This is a genomic window from Pyrococcus yayanosii CH1 (assembly GCF_000215995.1).
GTDB lineage: Archaea > Methanobacteriota_B > Thermococci > Thermococcales > Thermococcaceae > Pyrococcus > Pyrococcus yayanosii.
In genome coordinates this window covers 1,114,898-1,135,524 of record NC_015680.1, presented here as the reverse complement: position 1 = coordinate 1,135,524, position 20,627 = coordinate 1,114,898, and the positions used below count along the sequence as shown (strand labels likewise).

At 47.2% G+C, this 20,627-nt stretch carries 27 protein-coding genes, 1 tRNA gene and 1 pseudogene; 9 read left to right on the top strand and 20 right to left on the bottom strand.

Annotated features, from left to right (window positions below; genetic code table 11):
* Positions 1-24: 24 nt before the first annotated feature.
* Genes PYCH_RS06350 through PYCH_RS06340 form a run of 3 tightly spaced genes read right to left on the bottom strand, consistent with a single transcriptional unit; the run spans position 25 to position 2,262 of the window.
* Positions 25-837 carry an OB-fold nucleic acid binding domain-containing protein gene (locus tag PYCH_RS06350; RefSeq protein ID WP_013906018.1) on the bottom strand — a complete coding sequence of 271 codons (813 nt, stop codon included), beginning with the start codon at positions 835-837 and terminating at the stop codon, positions 25-27.
* The gene (locus tag PYCH_RS06345) at positions 834-1,193 is read right to left on the bottom strand and encodes a hypothetical protein (protein ID WP_013906017.1); all 360 of its coding nucleotides are present in this window, start codon (positions 1,191-1,193) and stop codon (positions 834-836) included. Before PYCH_RS06345 ends, PYCH_RS06350 begins: the two co-directional genes overlap by 4 nt.
* Before the next feature lies 1 nt (position 1,194).
* Positions 1,195-2,262: an OB-fold nucleic acid binding domain-containing protein gene (locus tag PYCH_RS06340; protein WP_013906016.1), complete on the bottom strand. Its 1,068-nt coding sequence runs from the start codon at positions 2,260-2,262 to the stop codon at positions 1,195-1,197.
* A gap of 261 nt (positions 2,263-2,523) precedes the next feature.
* On the opposite strand from PYCH_RS06340, the gene PYCH_RS06335 reads away from it, so the two are divergent.
* Genes PYCH_RS06335 through PYCH_RS06325 form a run of 3 tightly spaced genes read left to right on the top strand, consistent with a single transcriptional unit; the run spans position 2,524 to position 4,617 of the window.
* Entirely contained in the window at positions 2,524-2,784 is a 261-nt protein-coding gene (locus PYCH_RS06335) for a hypothetical protein (RefSeq protein WP_048058251.1), read from the top strand.
* A gap of 10 nt (positions 2,785-2,794) precedes the next feature.
* Complete coding sequence (locus PYCH_RS06330; RefSeq protein ID WP_048058250.1) at positions 2,795-3,655, top strand: hypothetical protein; 861 nt, start codon at positions 2,795-2,797, stop codon at positions 3,653-3,655.
* Positions 3,652-4,617, top strand: a complete 966-nt coding sequence (locus tag PYCH_RS06325) for a hypothetical protein (protein WP_013906014.1) — start codon at positions 3,652-3,654, stop codon at positions 4,615-4,617. Before PYCH_RS06330 ends, PYCH_RS06325 begins: the two co-directional genes overlap by 4 nt.
* A 24-nt stretch (positions 4,618-4,641) precedes the next feature.
* Here the strand turns inward: PYCH_RS06325 and scpB are convergent, their stop codons facing one another.
* Positions 4,642-5,220 (bottom strand): SMC-Scp complex subunit ScpB, encoded by a 579-nt coding sequence (scpB, locus tag PYCH_RS06320; RefSeq protein ID WP_013906013.1) that lies wholly within the window; start codon positions 5,218-5,220, stop codon positions 4,642-4,644.
* Positions 5,221-5,286: 66 nt separating this feature from the next.
* A complete protein-coding gene (locus PYCH_RS06315; protein ID WP_013906012.1) occupies positions 5,287-5,505 on the bottom strand; it encodes a hypothetical protein in 219 nt (72 codons plus the stop codon).
* 113 nt (positions 5,506-5,618) lie between these two features.
* Between PYCH_RS06315 and PYCH_RS06310 the strand changes: the two genes are divergently transcribed.
* Positions 5,619-6,581, top strand: a complete 963-nt coding sequence (locus PYCH_RS06310; RefSeq protein WP_013906011.1) for an archaeosine biosynthesis radical SAM protein RaSEA — start codon at positions 5,619-5,621, stop codon at positions 6,579-6,581.
* Here the strand turns inward: PYCH_RS06310 and taw3 are convergent.
* A complete protein-coding gene (taw3, locus tag PYCH_RS06305; protein ID WP_013906010.1) occupies positions 6,571-7,176 on the bottom strand; it encodes a tRNA(Phe) 7-((3-amino-3-carboxypropyl)-4-demethylwyosine(37)-N(4))-methyltransferase Taw3 in 606 nt (201 codons plus the stop codon). The two genes, PYCH_RS06310 and taw3, sit on opposite strands and share 11 nt — an antisense overlap.
* 133 nt (positions 7,177-7,309) lie before the next feature.
* Here taw3 and PYCH_RS06300 point away from each other — a divergent pair.
* Positions 7,310-7,387, top strand: a tRNA-His gene (locus tag PYCH_RS06300).
* A gap of 40 nt (positions 7,388-7,427) precedes the next feature.
* On the opposite strand, the gene PYCH_RS06295 is transcribed toward PYCH_RS06300, so the two are convergent.
* The 12 genes from PYCH_RS06295 to nadA all read right to left on the bottom strand — a co-directional run bounded on the left by PYCH_RS06295 (position 7,428) and on the right by nadA (position 15,546).
* Complete coding sequence (locus tag PYCH_RS06295; protein WP_013906009.1) at positions 7,428-8,201, bottom strand: ABC transporter ATP-binding protein; 774 nt, start codon at positions 8,199-8,201, stop codon at positions 7,428-7,430.
* Complete coding sequence (locus PYCH_RS06290) at positions 8,173-8,589, bottom strand: hypothetical protein (protein ID WP_013906008.1); 417 nt, start codon at positions 8,587-8,589, stop codon at positions 8,173-8,175. Before PYCH_RS06290 ends, PYCH_RS06295 begins: the two co-directional genes overlap by 29 nt.
* The gene (locus PYCH_RS06285; RefSeq protein WP_013906007.1) at positions 8,586-9,377 is read right to left on the bottom strand and encodes a hypothetical protein; all 792 of its coding nucleotides are present in this window, start codon (positions 9,375-9,377) and stop codon (positions 8,586-8,588) included. Before PYCH_RS06285 ends, PYCH_RS06290 begins: the two co-directional genes overlap by 4 nt.
* A 5-nt stretch (positions 9,378-9,382) precedes the next feature.
* Entirely contained in the window at positions 9,383-10,243 is an 861-nt protein-coding gene (locus PYCH_RS06280) for a hypothetical protein (protein WP_013906006.1), read from the bottom strand.
* A gap of 12 nt (positions 10,244-10,255) precedes the next feature.
* Positions 10,256-10,777, bottom strand: coding sequence for a hypothetical protein (locus tag PYCH_RS10170; protein WP_013906005.1), 522 nt, complete (start codon positions 10,775-10,777; stop codon positions 10,256-10,258).
* Positions 10,778-10,962: 185 nt separating this feature from the next.
* On the bottom strand, positions 10,963-11,571 hold the full coding sequence (locus PYCH_RS06265) for an ABC transporter ATP-binding protein (protein WP_013906004.1): 609 nt from the start codon (positions 11,569-11,571) through the stop codon (positions 10,963-10,965).
* The gene (locus tag PYCH_RS06260; RefSeq protein WP_048058249.1) at positions 11,561-12,019 is read right to left on the bottom strand and encodes a hypothetical protein; all 459 of its coding nucleotides are present in this window, start codon (positions 12,017-12,019) and stop codon (positions 11,561-11,563) included. The genes PYCH_RS06265 and PYCH_RS06260 overlap by 11 nt, the downstream gene beginning before the upstream one ends.
* On the bottom strand, positions 12,016-13,179 hold the full coding sequence (locus PYCH_RS06255) for a hypothetical protein (protein WP_148236207.1): 1,164 nt from the start codon (positions 13,177-13,179) through the stop codon (positions 12,016-12,018). The genes PYCH_RS06260 and PYCH_RS06255 overlap by 4 nt, the downstream gene beginning before the upstream one ends.
* Positions 13,180-13,211: 32 nt before the next feature.
* The gene (locus PYCH_RS06250) at positions 13,212-13,472 is read right to left on the bottom strand and encodes a hypothetical protein (RefSeq protein WP_013906001.1); all 261 of its coding nucleotides are present in this window, start codon (positions 13,470-13,472) and stop codon (positions 13,212-13,214) included.
* Between the two features lie 21 nt (positions 13,473-13,493).
* Positions 13,494-13,694, bottom strand: a complete 201-nt coding sequence (locus tag PYCH_RS09820) for a hypothetical protein (protein ID WP_148236206.1) — start codon at positions 13,692-13,694, stop codon at positions 13,494-13,496.
* Between the two features lie 62 nt (positions 13,695-13,756).
* Positions 13,757-14,593, bottom strand: coding sequence for a carboxylating nicotinate-nucleotide diphosphorylase (nadC, locus tag PYCH_RS06245; protein ID WP_013906000.1), 837 nt, complete (start codon positions 14,591-14,593; stop codon positions 13,757-13,759).
* 53 nt (positions 14,594-14,646) lie between these two features.
* Entirely contained in the window at positions 14,647-15,546 is a 900-nt protein-coding gene (gene nadA, locus PYCH_RS06240) for a quinolinate synthase NadA (RefSeq protein ID WP_048058248.1), read from the bottom strand.
* 80 nt (positions 15,547-15,626) lie between these two features.
* Here nadA and PYCH_RS06235 point away from each other — a divergent pair.
* Positions 15,627-16,085, top strand: a pseudogene (locus tag PYCH_RS06235) (tRNA-binding protein); the annotation flags it as partial.
* 17 nt (positions 16,086-16,102) lie between these two features.
* On the opposite strand, the gene PYCH_RS09815 reads toward PYCH_RS06235, so the two are convergent.
* Entirely contained in the window at positions 16,103-16,318 is a 216-nt protein-coding gene (locus PYCH_RS09815) for a hypothetical protein (RefSeq protein WP_148236205.1), read from the bottom strand.
* 112 nt (positions 16,319-16,430) lie between these two features.
* Here PYCH_RS09815 and PYCH_RS06230 point away from each other — a divergent pair, with 112 nt between their 5' ends.
* Positions 16,431-16,889 carry a hypothetical protein gene (locus tag PYCH_RS06230; RefSeq protein ID WP_148236204.1) on the top strand — a complete coding sequence of 153 codons (459 nt, stop codon included), beginning with the start codon at positions 16,431-16,433 and terminating at the stop codon, positions 16,887-16,889.
* A 301-nt stretch (positions 16,890-17,190) separates the two neighbouring features.
* Here PYCH_RS06230 and PYCH_RS06225 read toward each other — a convergent pair whose 3' ends face one another.
* Positions 17,191-17,508: a PH domain-containing protein gene (locus PYCH_RS06225; RefSeq protein WP_013905996.1), complete on the bottom strand. Its 318-nt coding sequence runs from the start codon at positions 17,506-17,508 to the stop codon at positions 17,191-17,193.
* 331 nt (positions 17,509-17,839) lie between these two features.
* On the opposite strand from PYCH_RS06225, the gene PYCH_RS09965 reads away from it, so the two are divergent.
* Together PYCH_RS09965 and PYCH_RS06215 are read left to right on the top strand one after the other, a co-directional pair.
* Positions 17,840-19,375: a hypothetical protein gene (locus tag PYCH_RS09965; protein ID WP_013905995.1), complete on the top strand. Its 1,536-nt coding sequence runs from the start codon at positions 17,840-17,842 to the stop codon at positions 19,373-19,375.
* Entirely contained in the window at positions 19,338-20,609 is a 1,272-nt protein-coding gene (locus PYCH_RS06215) for an S-layer family protein (RefSeq protein ID WP_013905994.1), read from the top strand. Before PYCH_RS09965 ends, PYCH_RS06215 begins: the two co-directional genes overlap by 38 nt.
* Positions 20,610-20,627: the final 18 nt, after the last annotated feature.

Here is a 20,627-nt window from a genome sequence, read left to right as displayed (position 1 = left end):
GAGAAAATACTTAAAGTTTGGGGCCTACTCGAGAAGCTTGTAGTAGCCAGCCTCTGGCTCGTATATCTCGCCATCCACGAGCAGCTCGGCTAAGGCGTCCTCTATCGTCTCTTCGTCGTACTTGTCCCCCAGCTTCTTCAAAATATACTTCCGTGAGAGAGCTGTCTTCTTGTTCCTTAGGAGCTCAAGGATGTCCTTCTTGGCCCTTTCAAGCTCCTCGTTCTCTTCTCTCCCTTCATCAAGTTCCTCCTCTATGAACTCCTCGACGGGCTCTTCAAGGCTTGCCCTCTGCTCCATCATTATGGCGTAGAGCTCGTCTATCGTTTCCAAGAGTTCCTCGGGGATTCCCTTGTTCTTGGCTATGACCCTAGCCTTGGCCGTTATGCCGTACTGGTTGTAAAGCTCAAAAGCTATCCTAGCCTTTTTAACGTGCTCAACTTTTTCCTTAAGTGCCTCGTAGCGGTGGAGTATCCACATGTTGGGGTGAACCTTAGCGACGCCTTCCACGAGTATCTGCTTGTCGTCCCTCCACTCCGCTATCTTGCCTATTATCTGGACAAGATCGCCCTTCTTCACGAGCTTCGCGAACTTTGTGTCGTCCCTGAAGCCGAGCACCCAGATAACCCCGGTGCCATCATCCACTTGAAACTTCCCATAGGTCTCGTCCTCGGCTATGACCGGTTCTCTGACGACCGTTCCCACGATCTTTGCCCTGTATATCTTGCGAGCGTCTCTTGTTATTAGATAGTTGGGCTCAAAATCTCCCTCGCTCCTTACGAAAAAGCCTTCGAGGATATCCCTGATGTAAACCCGAGTTGCGGGTAAGCGCTTCTTCATTCAGACCACCACACAAGTTCGTTTTCGAGCCTGGGCAGGGCCTTCCTCTCCAGCTCCCTAATCTCTTCGAGAGCCTCCAAGTCAGCATCGCTGAAGTCCTGGACGACCTCCGCGTATATATGGATTTCTTCGTTCCTTATTACCCTCCCTATGACCCTCACCGTCTGTCCAACCTTGGGGAGCTCGGCCTCGCTCTCGATTACCGCGACGCCCGTCCCGTCATCAAGCCAGAACATATATTCGAGCTTGTCGACCTTTATGACCCTGCCAATTAGCGAGACCCGCGTATCGTTCTCGTTTATCTCGGCAATTTTCTTCTCTACCGCCGGCCTTCTTCTTCTCACCGTAACCTCCATTTCAGAGCACCTCCTTCAGGACTTTTCTGAGCTCCTCTCTCGCCCTTGCGATCTCCCTCGTATAGTCGACCTCCTCCCAGCTTGAGGCCCTGAGGATTAGGCCCAGGAACCTGTCCTCGACTACGTTGCCCCTGACGATTATCTCCCTGCCTACGAGCCTGTAGAATTCCTCCTCGGCGAGCTTCCTTGCAGCCTCCTTAAGGGTGCTTCCCATCCCCTCAAGCTCCTTGAGCCTCTCCGCTATCTCCTCCGCCCCCACTCCCAAGAGCTCCTCCGCGTCGTCGCCAAAGAGGGTGGCCCTTATGTAGCCGGTTCCATCATCGATGCCAAAGTCGAGTATGGTTATCTTCATTGCCTGAACCTCACCGTGCTCTGGGCATATCCAGACGTTCATTCCGGGGTCATAATCTACCTTTCGCTTGCACTCTGGGCAGGCGTCGTAGACTAGGACCCTGTATATCTTGGCTATAGTTCCCCTTACCTCCACGAACCTGTCGCCGTCGCTGAGCTCTTTTATGGGTCTCCTCGTGTAGGTGGCTATCTTCACGGCCTCAAGGGGAGGTATGTCCTCAACCCTCGGGTCATCGGGATTTATTATCAACCTCGCCCTGAAGTTCACGTGTAGCTCCGGCAGGCCTGAAAGGCTCTCCCGTACTTGGGCGTCCAGAACCTTGACGATGTCCCCGATCTGAACCTTTTCATAGTACTCGCCGACCTTTCCGTCCCAGAGAACGACCCTTGCCCTGCCGGTGTCATCGTAGATTATAAGGCTGGCTACCCTTCCGACGCTCCCGTCCCTCTTCGTGTACTCCCTGGGCGGGTACTTCTTTATGACTCTCCCCACTATGTTGACGTCGGTCATTCCGGGGACGAGGTCCCCTATCTTCATGAGTGCTCCGCCTTCGCTGAGAGAAACCCCGAGTTCTTCGGCGAGCAGTAAGGCGGCAGCATGTTCAGAAATGTTATGTTCTTTCATAAGTTCCCAGATTTTAGCTTCAATCTCCTGCGGGCTCATATTTTTAATCTGTCGGATTCTTTCGACGATGTCCTCTTTGGTAAGCACGCCCATAACCACTCACCTGAATAGTAATGCTGGAGTTGAGGTATTTAAGTTTTTGGACATACGATGCTTTAAACCTGAATGAGAGGCTGGAGCTCTTCGTTTAGGAAGAGGCTGTGGGTTAGTGTCCGAATCCCCTCGCATTATCGTAACTTTGACATCAAAAAACAATGTTAAACACTGGTTTAGAATGTTTAAGACAACAATAAAACTTATAATATGTAAGTTTTCATAAGTATAATGTGTAAAATCTCGTAGGGGGTACTAACTATGGGGAGGAAGATACTCGAATTACTGTGGGGGTTGTTAGTTTTGGGAGCAGTGATAGGAATTGTGGTTGCGGGAGCACCAAGCGATAAGAACAACATGGAAGGAATGGTGGAATTACGCATGGGGAGTACGATGCTTACCCTTCCACTTAGGGGGTTTACTGAGGTTAAGGAGGTGCGTGTTGGTAATCAAACGTTTACAGTGGAGGTGGAGCATTTTGGTTTGAGAGAGCTTAAACTTCGGGCACTATACGTTTGCTGAAGAGAATGGCGTGGACATGAGAGAGTTCTTTAACTATCTGAGTGAGTACACATGGAAGACGATGAAGCGTATGTCTTACGAGGGTATAAAGGAGCTCCTAATAGATTTTGCTAAGAAAGAGGGTATTGATCTTGAAAAAATAGCAAAAATGAAAGGGATAGACCTCGATTTCAATACTGCTACTGAATTAACGAAAGTAATACTTGGGGAGGAATTAAAGAGCCTAGTATCCCCACTATATATTAGTGATCCCCCCACTTGGACAATAGATAATATCTATGATTACTATGGGAATAAAATTACCAATAAGCGTCGAGACCCTGCAACGTTATATTTTAGATCGGGTTATTTTGTGGGAACGTACGCTTCAGCGATTTTGTACGATGGAACGGTTTACACATTCATATGGACGACATATAGAGACCGTTTTAGCGTAAAAGATTGGATACTTAGTTATCTTGCTAGAGAGTACGGAATAACAGCTAGTGAAATTGAAAAGATCCATGTAAAGTACTTTATTCAGGGATATGCTGATTGGATAAGGAGAGATCAAACAACGGTTTACTTCGATAATTCTCCTGTAGAGTCAGGATACATTAAGTTTGAACTATGGAGCGAGGCTACTTACTACCCTTCAATAGATTCGTGGCCGTCCGACGAGATACATAGTTACCCTGATGATCAGGATGGAGGGCTCTACAAGATTATTGGTCAGAAAATAAAAGTACTTGCAGGATTTCCTTTTTATTCTCAATACCCATGGTTATCAAGTAGATCTTTCGGAGGAGGTAGCGAAACAGGGATTTCCTTAACTTTATATTCAAATATATATCACCAGGAAAGACTTGAAGGAGTGGGGGAGTGGGGATGAAAAGAAGCCTTCTTGTATTTTCCCTTATTGCTTTCGTCCTAATGGTTTTTGTAGCATACTCAGACTGGACTAACAAAGGAAGTTCAAATGATAAGTGTCCTCTTATGGCTCTAGTGAAAGTCAACGAGGAAAACTTTGAAGTCATTGGTAAATTTGACGGCACAGTAGTATTGCGGGCTGTAGAAAATAAAGGATTGTACATAAGGGTTAGGGGTTATTACGTTAAAGTAGGGGATGGGAAAACGTACAGGATAAACTCATCCAGTGCTTACTTCTTTACCTGGGGATTCGTGGCATCTATTGAGGATACAAGGACCATGAACGTTCCCTTTGTCATTGTGAATATAACTAGATATGAGACTAATGTAACGGTCTTAAACAAAATAATTACAGTGAATGTAAAGCGCTTGGTTGTATGTAGTTATGAGGGGAAATTGTTGTGGAGTTATGAGCTAAAACACCCTTACTATTACTATTGGACTATCAATTACGGGTCGGAAATGTCCAGTAAAGAGGGTTTAAGTTATCCTCAAATTCTTATTTCTAACACCAGCAATTATCTTTTTGTCGTTGAGATTTATTCAGCACCTCGTGAGATGTCTTTTGTCAGGCGCTGGGTTGGTGATGATTTCGTTTATATATTTGGCAAGCAAGGGCTCATCAAAAAACTAAGCCTCGGCGAAAATCCATGGCCAAAGAGGAACGTTTTCGTGTCGTCGGCGGGAAACTATACAATTCTGGGATTCGAGCAGCCGCAGGGGGACGGGTCTCCTGCTTTTGGCCGGGTTTTAATCTTTAGCGGGACGGAGGTCATCTTTGATAAGATTTTTCCCTATGATCCTAACTGCCTGTGCCATGTGATTCCCGGCTGGGGACATGTTAACGAAGATGGATATGCGGTCTTTGGTCTATACACCGGGGTCGGAATCTACAACGGGACGTTCACTTACAGGGAGGGATGAGGGAAGAATTCCGGCTTCGCTCCCTTAAGCTTCTTCTCTTTTGTCTTTTCGGTTGTTCTTTTCGATTTTTTCCATCAGGTCAGCATACTCTGAATGTATTACCTTCTTGAAGGCTTCCTTGATTAGCTCGGGATCATTCTCGGGGAAGCCGTAGAGCTCGGCGAACTTCTGCGTTGTGCCAAGGAGTTTGGTCCTCTCGTAGGGCTCCGCATAAATCAAGCCCATCTCAAGGAGCTTCTTTATGTGCTCGTAGGCCTGGCTTCCGCGTAGCTTTATTATCTTGCTCTGCTCAACGGGCTGAAGGTAAGCGATGAGCGCCAATGTTTTCAGCTCGCCAGCCCTGAGCTCGGGTTTGGGCATTAAGTGGATGACCTTCTGGGAGTACTCTTGTTTCAACTGCATAACCCACTTGTCTCCGAGGACCTTTACTACTTCGATCGCGCTCTTCCTTTCCTCATACTCGCTCGCTATAAGTTCTATCAGCTTCTCCAAGTATTCGAGCGATTTTATGCCAAGGGCCTTCGAGAGCTCCTTCAGGCTCAGGGGTCGTCCGGCCACAAAGAGGGCTGCCTCTACCAGTGCCTTGTCCTCGAGCAGTCCCATGCTACCACCGGGAGAATAAGGGTATCTGCTCGGTTAAATTTTGTGGTAAGAAAAAGGGGGAAAGGGTCACTCCTCGACAACGTAGATGGGCACCTTGCCGTACCATTCGCTGAGGAAGTGCCGGGCCGCTACGAGTAGGATGAGACCTATAGGCAGGAGGATCGCCGGATTCGGGAGAAGTGGTTGGGGAAGATGCCGTGTGCCAAGCACGAGGACAAGGGGCACAATAACCATGGCAAAAGAGCCCAGAGCAATGATGTTGAGGAGTGTTTCAAGTATGTCCATTGCCCATCACATGCCTTAATGCCTGTGAGTGTAGGTCATCCAAGTGGACACGAAGGCCTATGGTCAATGGCAACCCTTTTAAGCGGCGTTCCTTAAGGGAATCGGGTGTTGGAATGTACTGGGTGAGCGAGGACAATGTAGCTGGCGAGCCCGGGAAGGTTCTCTTCGTGATCCTGCCCACGATAGGTTGCTATCGTTACCGGTTCGGTAAGGCCTGCTACATGTGCTCCTACCCGGCTCAGGCCCCGAAGGAGACGAGCCAGGAGAGGATATTTGGCCATTTCTTGGAGGCACTCGATAAGATACGGGGAAAGGAGGGCCGCTTCGCCGTCAGGATATTCACCTCTGGCTCTTTCTTTGACTCGGCTGAGGTCGGGAGGGAGACGAGGCACAAGATATTCGAGGCCATCGCGGAGCTGGACAACGTTTATGAGGTAGTGGTAGAGACCAGGAGCGAGCTCGTGAGGGAGGAGTGGGTGAGGGAACTAGCTAAGAGGGTAGAGGGGAAGCACTTTGAAGTTGCTATAGGCCTTGAAACGGCCAACGATGACGTGGCAGATGTTTCCATAAACAAGGGGAACACTTTCGAGGACTTCGTGAGGGCGAGCGAGAGAATAAGAGGGGCAGGCGCGTTCGTCAAGACTTACCTGCTCTTTAAGCCGGCGTTCCTGGGGGAGAAGGACGCCATTGAGGACATCAAGGCGAGCATAGAGAGGGCTGCTCCTTATACCGACACATTCTCCATAAACCTTACCAACATCCAGAAGGGAACCATCTACGAAAGGCTTTGGGATAGGAATGAATACAGGCCACCTTGGCTCTGGAGCGTCATCGAGGTGCTGAAATGGGCGAAGGAAAAGTTCCCGGAGAAAAGGTTCCTCTGCGACCCTGTCGGGGCCGGTTCACCGAGAGGACCTCACAACTGCGGCCTATGTGACAGAGAAGTGGCTAGGGCGATAAGACGTTTTTCGACGACACAGGATGTCAAGCACTTAGATATTGAGCATGAATGCATGAGGGAGTGGGCTTACATTACAGCGACAGGCCTCCTCGACTGGCAGCTTATCACCTGGTGAGCTTTCTGAAGAGCTCGTCCTCCCCCAGCTCCTCCTTTAGCTTTCTGAAGTTCTCCTCAAGGCGGGGAAGCCGCTCCTTGCTTCTCCTCAGCATCTCGTTTCCTACCTCAAGGGCGAAGAGAAGATATTCATCGTCCACGAAGACCTTCCCATCCCTCCCAAGGGGCACCGTTAGGTACTCGGTTCCGTTTATCTCGACCAGATAGCGGCTTGATATGGCCTTGAAGGTTGTGTATTTGAAGCCCGAGGCGAGACCGAGGGCGTGAACCTTCTTCGCGATTTCGAGATTCTCAGAGACAACGTGGAATATGGGTGGCTGGCTCTTGAGGAATATCAGCCCCCTCTCTGCCCTCATTAGGGCTTCTTTCGCCTCCTCGAAGGTCAGGGGCCTGTGAACCTTGACAAGCCAGCGAGAGAGAGGTTTAGCACCGAGGGCGGGCTCCTCTATGATACCTATCCTCCCCGAACAGGAAGAGGTCGTGTAGACGCCCTTTATGGAGTTAATGAGGAGGAGCAGATATATTATGTCCTCGTCAACCTTGCCTTCCTCAATGGCTCTCAAAAGGCCCAGGAGGGCTTCCCTCTTAGCCTTCATCCTATTTTCCTCCCGGAGATTTCTGAAGTCATTCCTAAGAGCGGTTTCAAAGGTTAAGCGTTTCCAGGGGCCTTCTTTCCGGGATTCTGGCGAAAACTTTATAAATATATCCCAGAAGCTAAGGCTGAGCGCGGCCGGGGTGGTGTAGCCTGGTCTAGCACACGGGACTGTGGATCCCGTAGCCCGGGTTCAAATCCCGGCCCCGGCCCCAGAACTCTTGAATTCAAATTTCTTGTAGCCTCTTTAGACAGCTAAAACAGTTCCATGAGCCATCTCTCGAGGGATAGTGGTTCAATTGAGGTCAGCCGCTTACCGGAGAAAATTAGTCGGTTTACCTTTTCCACGTCGTTAATAACAACTGTTCCATCCTCAAATACCGCTTTAAATCCGTGGATTTCACGTAACTTATCTTTACCTAGGTTCTTCATGACCTTACCGTTGTATAGCACCACGAGGCTGTCGAGTTCGCTGAGGTTCGTAAAGACGTGGGAAACGACGACTATGTTAATCTCTTTTCTAAGTTCGATGAATGTTTCCATCATCTTCTTTTTTGCCACTATGTCGACGTTGCTGAAGGGTTCATCCAAGAAAACGACATCTGGAAAGCCAACAAAGGCGCTCGCAACCAAAAATCTCCTCTTGTAACCCTGAGAAAGTTCGCGGAATTTTTTCGTCTTAACACTTTCGAGGTCGAAGAGCGAAATTATCTCATCGGTGTTGTCGTTTCCCCGAAGCTCCCCAACCGCGTGGAGACAGTCAATGACCCTGACCGAAGGCGGAAACACCGTTTTTTCAAATGAAAAAGCTATCTCGCTAGGTTTAAGGTCAAGGTAGTGCTTTCCGAGTATCATTATCTCCCCCGAATCGGGGGTTATTATGTTGCTAACTATCTTGATGAAGGTTGTCTTTCCGCTACCGTTAGGGCCGAGAATAAAGGAGAGGCCCTTTTCGAGAGTGAAGCTCACGTTGTCGAGTGCCTTGACACTCCCATATGACTTACTCAAGTTTGAGCACTCTAAGAGCATAGCCCACGACACCTCCTATCACTACTATTGTGGCCAGGTTGAGGAGCGGGAATTTTACCCTTGGTTTTAATGTGATGACAGTTTCTCCATCCTTTCTTAGCACCGCCGTGACTCCAACTCCTCTAAGCTTTGTCGTGAAGCTTTCATTGAACTTTCCCTCGGCAGTTATCACTGTTGCATTGGGCCCCTCTATCGTATATTCGCCAGCAAAGGGGAGGATGGTCTCCTTCATGCAGACTGAATAAAGGGGATACGGACCATGCTCGTTCGCAAAAGTAAGGAATTTTATCTTCACATTCTCTTTTGAGGCCTGATAAAAGAGGCCTGAGAGCGTTAGGGCAAATAGCACAGCTGACGCCATGAAAACAATCCAGAGACCTTTCCTCAATAGTAATCCCCCCTTTCAAACGTTCTTAGTGCCAGGGCAGGAGAGAGGATAAAGAGCGAAAGGCCGATTGTCGCCCAGGAACCCATGGGCTCTTGTCCTGAACTCGAGAGCCAGATAAGGAGCTTGAAGAAAGGAAAAAGGACCTCTCCAACGTCTTCTATTGCGAGGAAAATACCGGCTACGGCGAAAGAGCCCAAGATTGAATATGCGTACTCCTTGGATGTGGTACTCAAAATCGCCGATAGGAAAATTCCCCAGAAGGAAGAGAGCATAAGAGCTATGAGCAGATTCATAATGTCGGACTTTGTGGCATCTACACCCGTAAGCGGGAAGATAGAGGCCAAGCCTATGGTTAAAATAGAGGCTAGAAGGATGGAGTAGATGATGAGAGGTGCCAGCCTGAAGATGAACACCTTTCTCCTATCCCTTACGAGACCTATGTCATGGATTATCGTTCCAGTCGAGATAGCCTTTCCGAAGGTTAGGGCGGTGAGGATTGACATCACAAGAAATACCCCGATGAGGGTCGTTTTAATGCCTCTGCCGAAGGCTTCCGACTGTTCAATTGCAACATCTTGAATGAATGATCCTAAAGAGGCTTGGAGTTCAGAAAGGGCTCTCTCTACTTCGAAGGAGGGAACGGCTTTTGCAAGTTCGGCTCCACCATCGCTTGGCATGTCAAGGTTAAGAAACACATTCCATGCAACGTACAAAATCAGGGAAGGAGCCAGAACCATCAGGGCGATGATTCCTGGATTTGATCTGATTTCAAGGGCTATGTGCTTCATTCTCCTTACCTCCTTCTCCTCAGGATTAGCAGCCCAATTCCAGCAGAGATTCCAACGGGGACAACCCAGAAGATTTTGTTTGTAGAATCGCTGGCCTTCAGCACCTCTATGATTTCGTCCGAGGGTATTAGCTGAAAGCCCAGTAGAACAGGCCCATCGTGCAGTCCAAAGGGGTCTCTGGGATACAGCAGATTCGCTCCAGCAACGTACGAAGATTTCGTCACGAGCTCTGTATATCGCACAGGCACAGGATCCTCGCAGGTTATGTTTCCCGTAATGCTCCCAGAGCAGAAAACGTACGTGAAGTCCCTTGTTGATTTAAGGATTACTGCATCACGTATGATGACCTTGGTGTTATCCCCTAAATAGGCGTTTATCCTGTTCTCCTTTTCCATCTTGAGGAACTCAAAGATGTGGAAGGGTCTAAAGTCATCGCCCTTGAAGAGGTAGAACGGGAACAAAACCCTTGTCCCGTTGAGCTCGAACGTGTTGGTTCTCTTGTCAACGATGAAGTTGAACATGAATTTTTTGTTGGCTATTTTTGGATTGAGATAGTGTAGGTCAATTAATTGGCGAAGGTCTTCATCTCTTTCAGTCACGGTGAGCTCCACGGTGACGTTTACTGAGCTTCCCAAATCCCGACATTCTATTATCCTGACATCACCTTCGTAAACGACATTTCCCCTAGCCCCAGAAACAACAAACGGAACGGTCTTGTAAGTGTGGGAATCGGTCTGATTAAGTGCCGTCACCATTATTTTTCCCGTTATTTTGCACTTATCATCATCTTGTAGGGCACTGCTCGCGGCCAGTGCGGGGAGTAGCAACAAAAGGGAAAAAGCGAAAACAAAGTAAACTTTCCTCACAAATCTTCCCCCTCACATGTGGATGTAAACGTTACCGCCTACATCGGCGTAGGGGTTGTATATTACGCGCTCAATAGAATCAAACCAAAGGGCGTGCTCTATTTTTCTTTCCACACTTATATATGCCACTGCATCAACTCTATACCCATAGCTGGTCCTATAGCTGGCCTTCTTTAACCAGTAGCATGTCTTGAAGTACTTAACATTCTTCTCGATTCCATCGTAGTCCTTACTCCTCACCTGAAGTAGATACATTGGGCTGAACGTTACATCCCCATTCGGGAGTATCATAACATTATATCCTGATGCTGCTCCGGCAGCGGCTCCATAATCCCCAGAAATCACCACCTTGAACGTAAGATAGGCGCTCCCGTACCCGCCGGTGATAGATATGTCTGCGTATGACACGCTGTCTGCCGTGTCGACGAACTTTCCAAGAATGGCACTACTTACGTGAGAATACCCCATGGCTGGACTAGTCCAGATGGCCATCCCGACTAGAAGTATTATCAACAGACTGCTGAACCTCTTCATGTCACCTCCCTCAAGAGTTGTCTTCAACGATAGTATATAAATCTTTTGTTTGTTGGTTAATAGTGCGTAAATCTTCCTCGTTTAGTTTAAAGCTGAAAAATTTAGTTAAAAATATACTACTACATTAATAAGTAAAAAAAATCTCCGCATATACACTGGCCTCTCTAGAGGGGATAGTTTTTGCTTTACCTTCTGAACTCCTTGAGGTCGACGTTTAGTTCGCAGTAGGGGAGTTTTTCGCGCGAGGACATTATCACAACGCCTTTCTCTTTGAGGCTCTCCAGGATAGTCTGGAGGAGCTCGTGTTTTGATTCTTCATCCACCGCCACGAGTGGGTCGTCTAGGACGAATATTTCGGCTTCAACAAGGAGGGAAGCGGAGAGCTGGACCCTCCTTTTCATGCCTTGTGAGAGCTTCCCAAGCGGAACCCTTGGAGTTGCGACGCCGACGGTTTTGAGGGCCTTCAACGCCCTATTTTCATCAACTCTGGTTCCATAAAGGCTCGCAACGGCCCTTACGTATTCTATCGGGGTCACCCTGCTGGGGACATCCACAGTCTCCGGGAGGAAAAATATCCTCCTCCTGAAATTCGTTATTGGTTTCCCCTCATAGAGGATTTGACCCTTCAATGGCCTAATGAACGTTGCCACAGTTTTTAGCAGGGTTGTCTTTCCTATGCCATTATATCCATAAAAGTTGGCTGCTTCCCCCTTCTCAATCCTCAACCCTATGTCCTGAAGAATTGGGAGATTCCTATCATAACCGACAGAGAGCTCTTTCAGCTCAAGGCCCATCCTCCATCACCTTCCCTAAAATCGGTGAGAGTGAAATAGCTAAGAATGGTAATGCTTCGAGGCCATTGTTAGATACCAGCAGGAATAGGCCTATCAGAAAGGGACCAAGTATTCCAAGCAAGGTGGAAACATATAGCCTGTTTTGGGACACTTCAATCATTGGCCTCCATACAAATGCCATTCTCTCTCGGTATATTACAACTTGTGCGTTTATTGGCAAATATTGGAACAGTTCGTGCACGTACATTGATACAATAATAGGGAAGAGAACCCGAAAAGCAACAAATTGCACATAACATCTTACATACGTCATCCCAATAACTCCAGAACCGACAGCAATCGCCGCTATAACTAATAAAACACTCCCCAAGATTGCCACGACATAGCCAATGTAAAGCGTTAAAATTTTAACAAAGTCAAAGATTGAATTTGCTTGACATGCTTTCATGTACCCCTACCTCCGCTCATTCTGACATGACATATTAATGGTAGAATTGACAGGATAAGCAATGTGGCAAAGGCTTTAGCGGCAGTTTTCTCAATCATAGGGGGCTTTGGTAGGAAGTATGGGAGGAATGTGAGGCTTAAGTAAAGTGTGAAGGATACGTCTTTCTCGATGTTTGGAAGCACGGCCACAAGGATAGTTCTGAAAAATGCCAACTGGAATGCCACTTCAACGATATCTTGGGGAGGTAGGGTATCCATTAGAAAGCTAGGAACATAAAACGAGAATATTGTCAGGAGCGAGGCTCCATAGAGTAAGAGCTCTTTTGAGGATCTCCTCAGGTAACCTTCCGGAACGAGCTTGTGGAGGTAGGTAAAGTAGGAGTCAAGGTAAGCGTCGGGAATGAGCAACAATTTCCAGAGGAGGGTGTTCACGAGGAAGAGTACCGTGCCAAGTGCAGTAATAAGGATTGACAGCCAAGAAAAGTTGGGCAAAACAAAGAAGTCGGGAGGACAAGCTGGGTAGAAAGAAACCGGGCCATAAACGACTAAACATCCAGAGTTAGATACGTAGCCTACTAAGGAGCCTATCGCAATGCCAGCAAGGAAGATAAGAAGGCGAGGTAGCCTTCCCAACGTCGTTGTGTAGAAACTGGCAAGGAAGTACACGTCGATAATTCTTTCGTACACTTTGGGCCCAATAAACACCAAGATAGCTATCCCAAGATAAGATGCCAGCATTGCTAAAGAGTCCAAAAAGGCTAAACAAAGACCGACAATAAATGCCACAAGTCTGAAAGAGGGGTAGGTAAACGTGGAAAAGAGGAAACTTGACAGAAGAATTAGGGCGACAATAGAGACGGGCTTTGACGTCATGAGTAGTAGCGATATGTATATCGGGAGTATTGAGACGAAGCTGATGAGCGTCTTCAAGAGTTCTATTAATATCGTTTTTGGAATAAACCCAAATATTTTTCCAAACTTTTCGGGACGGAAGTTCATTGAAAGAAGTATGACAACGGGGGAGAAGAATAGGTACGTGAAAGCACGGTCCTCGGGAGTGTTCAGTGGGAGCAGTAAACCTTTACATTGAAGATACATGGCCGTTGATATGAATGAGAGTATTAAGACGAGATATCGAAAGTCCAGCAGAAGGAGCTTCATATGAAAGGTTATTAGGCTTAGGTGGGCTCTCTTCATTCTATTCTCAGCCTCCTAACAAGCTTGTATGACATAAGGGCTGAAACGAAAGCCACAAGCGCCCATGAGAGCGCCGTTCCCTTGACACTTACAGAATAGGAGGCCAATCTCGATACTGTGAACAGAAGGCCCTCCCCAGGTAGCTTCACTTCATGAGTTGCTGAATAAACTGCCAATATGAGAAGTAAGGTGGGGTGAAGCACGAGCGTGAGACATAATGTTGAAAACAAAAATGATAGCAGGCGGAGGGTTCTCATGGTAAACCCCCCGTAGCGTTGTCATGTGGCGTCTCTCAATATTATGGCTGTTGGTACGGGCGGGCCTCCTTCTCTACTTGCACACTTGCAATAGCAGGATATCTTAACGCCATTCAGCCCCACATACGTATATGGGCCGCAAGAATACATTATTATAGCAAGTACAATCCACCAGACACCGTAGAACTTACGTCTTTTCGTATTCATCTTATACCTCTCCAACTCATATCATGCTTTGATTTCTTTAAAAATCTTTCGTAAGATCAACATGGAGTATTACGTAATCATACCAACCGCCCGACAATCTCCAAGCTCACGTCGAAGTTCTTCACGGAGTGAGTTAAGGCACCGAGGCTTATGACGTCCACATCCAAGCGGGCGTACTCGGTTATGTTATCCTCCGTTATCCCGCCGCTGACCTCGAGTTTAACGCGCTCGCGTAGGCCCTCCTTCCTCAGGGCCTCGATGACTTCTGCAACTTCCTCGGGTCTCATGTTGTCGAGCATAATAACATCCGCTCCCGCCCTTGCAGCCCTCAGGGCGTCCTCCAGGTTCTCGACCTCTACTTCGACGACCTTGTAAACGCTGAAGGCCTTCGCCCTCTTTATCGCTTCCTCCAGCGGAACTAAAGCTAAGTGGTTGTCCTTAATTAGGATAGCATCGCTTAGGGAGAAGCGGTGAGGTTCTCCGCCCCCTATAATTATTGCCCTCTTGTCTATTAGCCTAAGAAGGCTCTTCCTCGTCCCCGCCACCATTATCTTTGGGTTGACCTTTCTTACCTTCTCGACGAGCCTTCTCGTCTGGGTGGCTATCCCGCTCATCCTCCCCATCACATTTAGGGCCGTCCTCTCGACGAGGAGGATTGCTCGGGCGTTGCCTTCCAGCTCAAGGATTACGTCGCCCTTCTTCACCTCCTCACCGTCCCTTTTCTTAACCTTCACCTTGACGCCGAAGTGCTCGAACAAAGCTTTGGCCTCTTCGACGCCCGCTATCACGCCGTCCTGCTTAGCTATTACAACCGCCTTTGCCCTCATGTTTTCTGGTATAATGGCCTCGCTCGTAACGTCGCCGAAGGGGGCGTCCTCCTTGATGAAGCGGAGGAGATAATCCAGGGGAACCATGGCACTATCCCACCTTGTTGAGCTTGAATGAAGTGCTCACGAAATTTTTCCTTTTAGCTCATCTCCAGCATCCGTTCGATGGCCTTCCTTGCTTTCTTCGCTATCTCCTCGGGCACCTCCACCTTGTACTTCATGTCCCTGAGGGACTCGTAGATGTGCCTAAGCGTTATGGCCTTCATGCCCATGCAGACTGCATCATCTCTCGCGGGGTAGAACTTTTTCCCTGGGTACAGCTTACTTAGCCTGTAGACCATCTCCCGCTCGGTAAAGACGACCCACTTGTTGTGCTCGCAGGCCCTCCTGACCATTCCGCCAGTCGAGACGATTATGTCTGCTCTATCTTGGACCGCCGGGTCGCATTCAGGGTGGACCATTAGCCTTGCCTGAGGGTACAGCTTCCTGGTCCTCTCCACGTCCTCAAGGGTGAACTTCCTGTGCACGTAGCAGTGGCCGTTAGGAGGTATCGGAATTACTTTCTTGCCCGTGACCTTAGCGACGTAGTGGGCGAGGTTCTTGTCGGGGCCGAAAATCACGACGTCCGAGTCGAGCTTGGCTACTATCTTGGCGGCGTTGGCTGATGTTACCGTTACGTCGGCGTAGGCTTTCGCCTCGGCCGTGCTATTCACGTATAGAACGACGGGGGCGTCTGGATACTTAGCTTTGGCCTCAAGGATATGCCTCACCTTCAGCATGTTGGCCATGGCACAGGTAGCTCTTTTCGTCGGGAGAAGGACGATTTTGTCCGGGTTGAGTATTTTGGCTGTTTCGGCCATAAAGTCAACGCCCGCGAAGACTATCACGTCAGCCTCAACATCCACGGCCTTTCTCGCCAACTCGAGGCTGTCCCCCACGAAGTCGGCGATATCCTGTATCTCGGGGAGCTGATAGTTGTGGGCTAGGATTATGGCATTCCTATCCTCCTTAAGCCTGAGGATCTCTTTGGCGAGATCCATGCTATCGCCTCCGAATTCCCTATCATCGACTAGATTTTTAATTTTTAACATTAGAGCTGTCTTCCCTTTTATTGTGTCTGATGGTGGTCAAACCGGGCACTATTGGGACATGGAACAAGAAGGGAGCGATTCAGCTGGCGAAGGAGATGATTCCAGAGATAGGGAAGATTAGGTACAGCCACCTCGATCCGAAGGAGTTAACTGAGACACCGCAGATGAAAGCTTTGAAAGAGAAGCGAGGCTTTGGGCGGAGAAGGCTGACACCACAAGTTCATCAGCTTGGCGGATAAGAGCGAGCACGAAAAGGTCGAGGAGACAGTTGCTAAGGTCCGCTTCTTCCTGAACACAATGTTACCAACGTGAACATCGGCGACAGGGCGATAACGGTTGTCACCAACGACCTTGCCGTTAAGGAGGGCAACCGTGTGGCAGTAGCTCTACCCCTGCCGGCTAACTTCCGCGGAATAGTCAGCGAGGGCATGTTCCTCGGTGCCGGAGAAGGCGTCCTGAAAGATATCAAGGGGAAATACGGTAGATTACTCTTCTTTTGACCCGTTCACTTCATAAAAACCCGCCTCTCAGAGAGTATACTTGTAGTTTTTCTCACCCTGCTATCTATTTTGATCTCGACTTTTCTTATCTTCGACTCGGTTTTTGCAGGTCTAATGATTCCCCTGGCTTTTGTGTTCCCCTTTCTCCACTGCGTATCCCTGAAGCTCGCTTCTCTCGTCGCGCTTACTGGACCGTATTTGATATGGGCCATTAAGACCATTAGCAAGCGACTTGCATTCAGAACGAGCTTTCAGGGTTTCCTGATCGACAGTAGATATGCAATACTGCTCTCCCTCTTGGTCTTTATATTTGACATGTTCTATGAAGGTGAGATGAAGTTTGTGGTTGCCGATTACATTGGCTTTAAAGACCCCGAATTCAATCCAGTATTGTTCATAGCTTTCATTTCCCTATCTCTTGCGTTCATTACAATTCCATACTTCACACCCTATGGACTCAGGGAAGGGGACCTATACACCTCTCATATTCGAGCGATGGTCGGAACTCCCATTGGGCGTAGGGTCATGGCATTTCTCCTTGCCCTTGTCCTGGAACTTCCTGTGCTTGTATACCTCAACCTTCTGGAGCATTTCGTCGTATCCCCTGAGAATGCCCTGAAAATTATGGGGGCAGGTGCTTTCTTTAACTCAGTCGTCCCAACGGACAACAACTCTAAGTGGACTAGTTATTCTTTCATAGCCTACATGGTGGCGGTTCACTTCTTAATCAAAGTGCCGGCTTGGCCGAGTATAGCCTTCGTTTGGGGACAGTATGTGATTCTTCTGATGTGAACTTAGTTAAGGCCATTGTTAGGTAACATTGAATGGCTTGTCAGTCTCGTTACAGAAAAAAGAAAAAAAGAGTGTAGGGGCACTATCACACTTTCCTCCACTCGGTGCTTCCGCATCTTGGACAAGCGGGTTTTGCTCCGAAGCCTAAGAACCCTCCCTTCCGCCCAAACTTCCTTAGGCAGTCAGCACAATATACTGCACCGCAGTTCTTGCACTGATAAAATGCCGGGCCACCAAAACGTTTCTTTTTCCGTCCGCACATAGCACATACAAGAGCCATCCCACTTTCACCCCCAAGATGCTATAAGAATCCAAGAAGTTGTTGATAAAGGGCCTTCATCTCAGAAGCTGGTCCAGAAAGCGTGGCGAGAGTCTTGGCATGTATCTCAATGATTCCCTTTTTCCCAATTATTCCCTGCTCCTTATATTTGATTCCCTGAATATCCTCGAGTTTAAACGTCACCACGTCATCACTTTTGAATACCAAGCCCCTCTGAGCGTAGAGTATTATTCTCTTGTTAGTTACAATGACTTGGTACCTGCTCCCACCGTACTCCACAAGGCTTTTGCTTTGGAACCTTATATCTTCTCCAGGCAATAGATGGTCTGAGAGGGCCACTTTAGGCACCTCCTGCTTAAAAACTTTTGGTATGCTCAATTCACTCTAAATTCTAAACAACGAAAAATAAAGGAGAACCGGGCGAGAGGAATCCTGAGGGATTTAGAGAGAAAATTGGAGTCAATTTGTCTTACGGCTAGGAGAAGAGCTATGGTCTCGTGGCAAAGCATCTTTGCCCGGAACTTGAGGGACTTTTAGAGAACCTGAGAAAAAGTTTTATACTTTTGGATCGAAACCCTATGAGCTCAGCGAGATCGGTGGTGAGGGATGAGAATAATGAAGAAGGAGCATACCGTTTCAGACTAACAAATGGGAAAGAGGTGGGTAATCTATGAAGAAGGGCTTTGCTATTTTAATTGTGCTACTATTTGTTTGTCCCAACTTATCCCAATTTGGAGTGTCTCGCGTTGAGGCAAAAGAGCTATCTAATGGAATAATAAAGTATACAATTACAGTGAACAACAGGAGCCGGGAGTTGGTAATAGACGCCGAGATACCCCTGTACCAAGATTCTGTCCACTTAGGAGTCCGCTGGTTGCCTCCTGGGGCGGCTATAGAACTAAAAAGCTATGAAGGATGCAGAATATCTCAGGATTGGGTAGTTGAAAAGATTAAAAATGTTTGCAAGATACGATACATCGTTCATTATGACTTGTATGAGATTATCAAAAATTACCACAAAAATCCAGGAGTTGCAGAAGGATTTGCGGCGATAGGGCTTGAGCATGTCTTGATTTATTATCCGGATCTACTTGACGAGACGGCGGAGATAACATTCTTGCTTCCCAAAGGCTGGGAACTGTACACTCCAATAAAGCCGGAAACAAACAACAAGATTACCGCGAAGCTTAGAGAGTTCTTGAGAATGAACGTTGTTGCCGGAAAGGTAACATACAAGTACTCGATGACCTCCAATGGCAGAATATACACGTATGTCTTATTTGAAAAGCCTCACCGTATTATTCATAACAAACTTCTTGAGCAGGTTCCGTTGATAACACGCGATGTCCTTTTGGATGAAGACGCAAGAGAAAGCCTAAATGAGGTTATTTTCTATACTCAGAGATTGGAGGATCTGTTTAGATATCCCAGTCCTGAAAGATTCACAATAACCGGACTGGCTCATATAACGCCAAACTGGATGGGATTCTGGCACTTTGATCAAAATGTAAGGCAGGATCACATAGCACACCACATAGTTCACACATGGATTTCAATTCTGGGCATCCAAACTTACTCAAGAGATCCAAGAAGGTCTCTTGGATTTGGTGAGGGATTTCCTATGTACTATTCCTTCACCCTTGCATATGAGTATACAAAGGAAAGACGTTATCTCGGTCACCATTATCTATATTATCTTCTCTACATGCGCGGGGGCAGGGATAGGTTAAAGCGCTGGTCGCCCGAGGATAAGTACATTGAGCAGGTTCGCACATATCTTTATGAATACGTTATGGCTGTTTACCTTGAAAGACAATTAAATAAGGTCGGGAAAACACTTGCAGATGCCTATGCAGAGGCTCTGTCGAGATATCAATACACCACAATTTCGCTCGATGAGTTCTTGGATATCGTGGAGGAAATTGGTGCAAATGTTGATAGGAACGCTATATACAGTTTTGATCTTGACGTCTACGACTACGAACGGAAAAATTACTTCGATGACTTCGAGGACACCGTGAAGTTCTTTGTCCTAAACCATGAAATGCCTCCAGCGATGTTCTATGCCTTCATTGACATTGAAGCTAACAAAGGAAATCCCGAATACACACCTTACCTCTCACTACCATACGTTGAGAACTTCTTTGTCAGCCAAGCCTTCAAGGATTTTGTCAGCAAGCTCAGGATTAGAAAAAAATGTTTCTAGGCAGGAGTTTCTGAACCTTTTAACTGAGTATGGGGGCAAATCGGACTTTTTTGAGTTCTACTCAACCCACACACCAGTCCCACCAAGTATAGAGTCGATTAACTACTGGCTTTCAGGGAACTACAGCAGGCTTATAAGAAAGATAAGCTATGCAATGTCCCTCACGAGGAGGCTTCAGGACATTGGCATTGACATCAGCAAAGAAAAACGACTAATCAATGAGGCTTTCAAATATACACTACAAGACAAATATCAAGAAGCTAATTATCTCATAACAGCAGTACTCGAGGATATTCATGAAAAATATTCTATGGACAGCGATAAGGATGGAATTCCAGATTTCGTTGAAGTCGTCCATGGGAGTTCTCCTATAACTTCCGACAGCAATAACAATGGCATTCCTGACAATCTCGAGTTAGGGATGAGTTTGGATGGGAGCCTCTGGGATTGGAACAAACTTTATATTGAGGCTAAGGGAGCTAAAAACATAAGGTGGGTCAGGGCATTCAAACTGAACGGAACCACATGGATTGCAATTAAGCTCTCGAAACCTGCCTACGAATTCATAGATAAGCAACTCTATATCTGGATGGGTGACATTAACTATCCAATATTCACACGGTATTCGTTTTGGGGTCAGGAATTTACCTACAGCATGTTCTATGGGAACATTTTCAAATATTCTATGATACTAAACGATACTATCGAGGTAGCAATACCCAATATTTCGTTTTGGGAAAAGTATGGCATGAGGCTTCGGCCTATTGTCATTGCCCTTGATAATGAGTACATCCACATTCCAAGCGTCCCGGATGATACTCTCTCGAACGTGACGGTGGTGTATGGATTCAACAGGGTGGATAAAGAGTACGCTAAAATGATAGCTTACAAAATGGACATCACTCTCACGGACGATGTAAGCTTTACGGGACCCTCTGGAAAGGTGCTAATACTTGTTGGAGGACCCCTTGCCAATAACCTAACTAAACATTATATGACCAATGCTAGGCTCTTTCCATATGTCGTAACTAACGAGTGGCCAGGTAAACACAGAGGGCTGATAATGGCAACTATTCACAATGGCAGAATTATTGTCGTACTTGCAGGTTCCGATAGATTTGGCACTAAAGTTGCAGTTGATGTCTTTCTAGAATTGGGTTACATACCTCATACGCCTATAATTGTCGAGTACTCAAACACTGGATCGAAAATTGTTGAAATTTTAACCTCTTAAATTTTGAAATTTTTCAAT

What these genes read in the sequence shown, in the direction of transcription:
- PYCH_RS06350 (WP_013906018.1), bottom strand. Translation starts at nt 837, where the DNA reads ATGAAGAAGCGCTTACCCGCAACTCGGGTTTACATCAGGGATATCCTC.
- PYCH_RS06345 (WP_013906017.1), bottom strand. Translation starts at nt 1,193, where the DNA reads ATGGAGGTTACGGTGAGAAGAAGAAGGCCGGCGGTAGAGAAGAAAATT.
- PYCH_RS06340 (WP_013906016.1), bottom strand. Translation starts at nt 2,262, where the DNA reads ATGGGCGTGCTTACCAAAGAGGACATCGTCGAAAGAATCCGACAGATT.
- PYCH_RS06335 (WP_048058251.1), top strand. Translation starts at nt 2,524, where the DNA reads ATGGGGAGGAAGATACTCGAATTACTGTGGGGGTTGTTAGTTTTGGGA.
- PYCH_RS06325 (WP_013906014.1), top strand. Translation starts at nt 3,652, where the DNA reads ATGAAAAGAAGCCTTCTTGTATTTTCCCTTATTGCTTTCGTCCTAATG.
- scpB (WP_013906013.1), bottom strand. Translation starts at nt 5,220, where the DNA reads ATGGGACTGCTCGAGGACAAGGCACTGGTAGAGGCAGCCCTCTTTGTG.
- PYCH_RS06315 (WP_013906012.1), bottom strand. Translation starts at nt 5,505, where the DNA reads ATGGACATACTTGAAACACTCCTCAACATCATTGCTCTGGGCTCTTTT.
- PYCH_RS06310 (WP_013906011.1), top strand. Translation starts at nt 5,619, where the DNA reads ATGTACTGGGTGAGCGAGGACAATGTAGCTGGCGAGCCCGGGAAGGTT.
- taw3 (WP_013906010.1), bottom strand. Translation starts at nt 7,176, where the DNA reads ATGAAGGCTAAGAGGGAAGCCCTCCTGGGCCTTTTGAGAGCCATTGAG.
- PYCH_RS06295 (WP_013906009.1), bottom strand. Translation starts at nt 8,201, where the DNA reads ATGCTCTTAGAGTGCTCAAACTTGAGTAAGTCATATGGGAGTGTCAAG.
- PYCH_RS06285 (WP_013906007.1), bottom strand. Translation starts at nt 9,377, where the DNA reads ATGAAGCACATAGCCCTTGAAATCAGATCAAATCCAGGAATCATCGCC.
- PYCH_RS10170 (WP_013906005.1), bottom strand. Translation starts at nt 10,777, where the DNA reads ATGAAGAGGTTCAGCAGTCTGTTGATAATACTTCTAGTCGGGATGGCC.
- PYCH_RS06265 (WP_013906004.1), bottom strand. Translation starts at nt 11,571, where the DNA reads ATGGGCCTTGAGCTGAAAGAGCTCTCTGTCGGTTATGATAGGAATCTC.
- PYCH_RS06260 (WP_048058249.1), bottom strand. Translation starts at nt 12,019, where the DNA reads ATGAAAGCATGTCAAGCAAATTCAATCTTTGACTTTGTTAAAATTTTA.
- PYCH_RS06255 (WP_148236207.1), bottom strand. Translation starts at nt 13,179, where the DNA reads ATGAAGCTCCTTCTGCTGGACTTTCGATATCTCGTCTTAATACTCTCA.
- PYCH_RS06250 (WP_013906001.1), bottom strand. Translation starts at nt 13,472, where the DNA reads ATGAGAACCCTCCGCCTGCTATCATTTTTGTTTTCAACATTATGTCTC.
- nadC (WP_013906000.1), bottom strand. Translation starts at nt 14,593, where the DNA reads ATGGTTCCCCTGGATTATCTCCTCCGCTTCATCAAGGAGGACGCCCCC.
- nadA (WP_048058248.1), bottom strand. Translation starts at nt 15,546, where the DNA reads ATGGATCTCGCCAAAGAGATCCTCAGGCTTAAGGAGGATAGGAATGCC.
- PYCH_RS09815 (WP_148236205.1), bottom strand. Translation starts at nt 16,318, where the DNA reads ATGGTCTTAATGGCCCATATCAAATACGGTCCAGTAAGCGCGACGAGA.
- PYCH_RS06230 (WP_148236204.1), top strand. Translation starts at nt 16,431, where the DNA reads ATGAAGTTTGTGGTTGCCGATTACATTGGCTTTAAAGACCCCGAATTC.
- PYCH_RS09965 (WP_013905995.1), top strand. Translation starts at nt 17,840, where the DNA reads ATGAAGAAGGGCTTTGCTATTTTAATTGTGCTACTATTTGTTTGTCCC.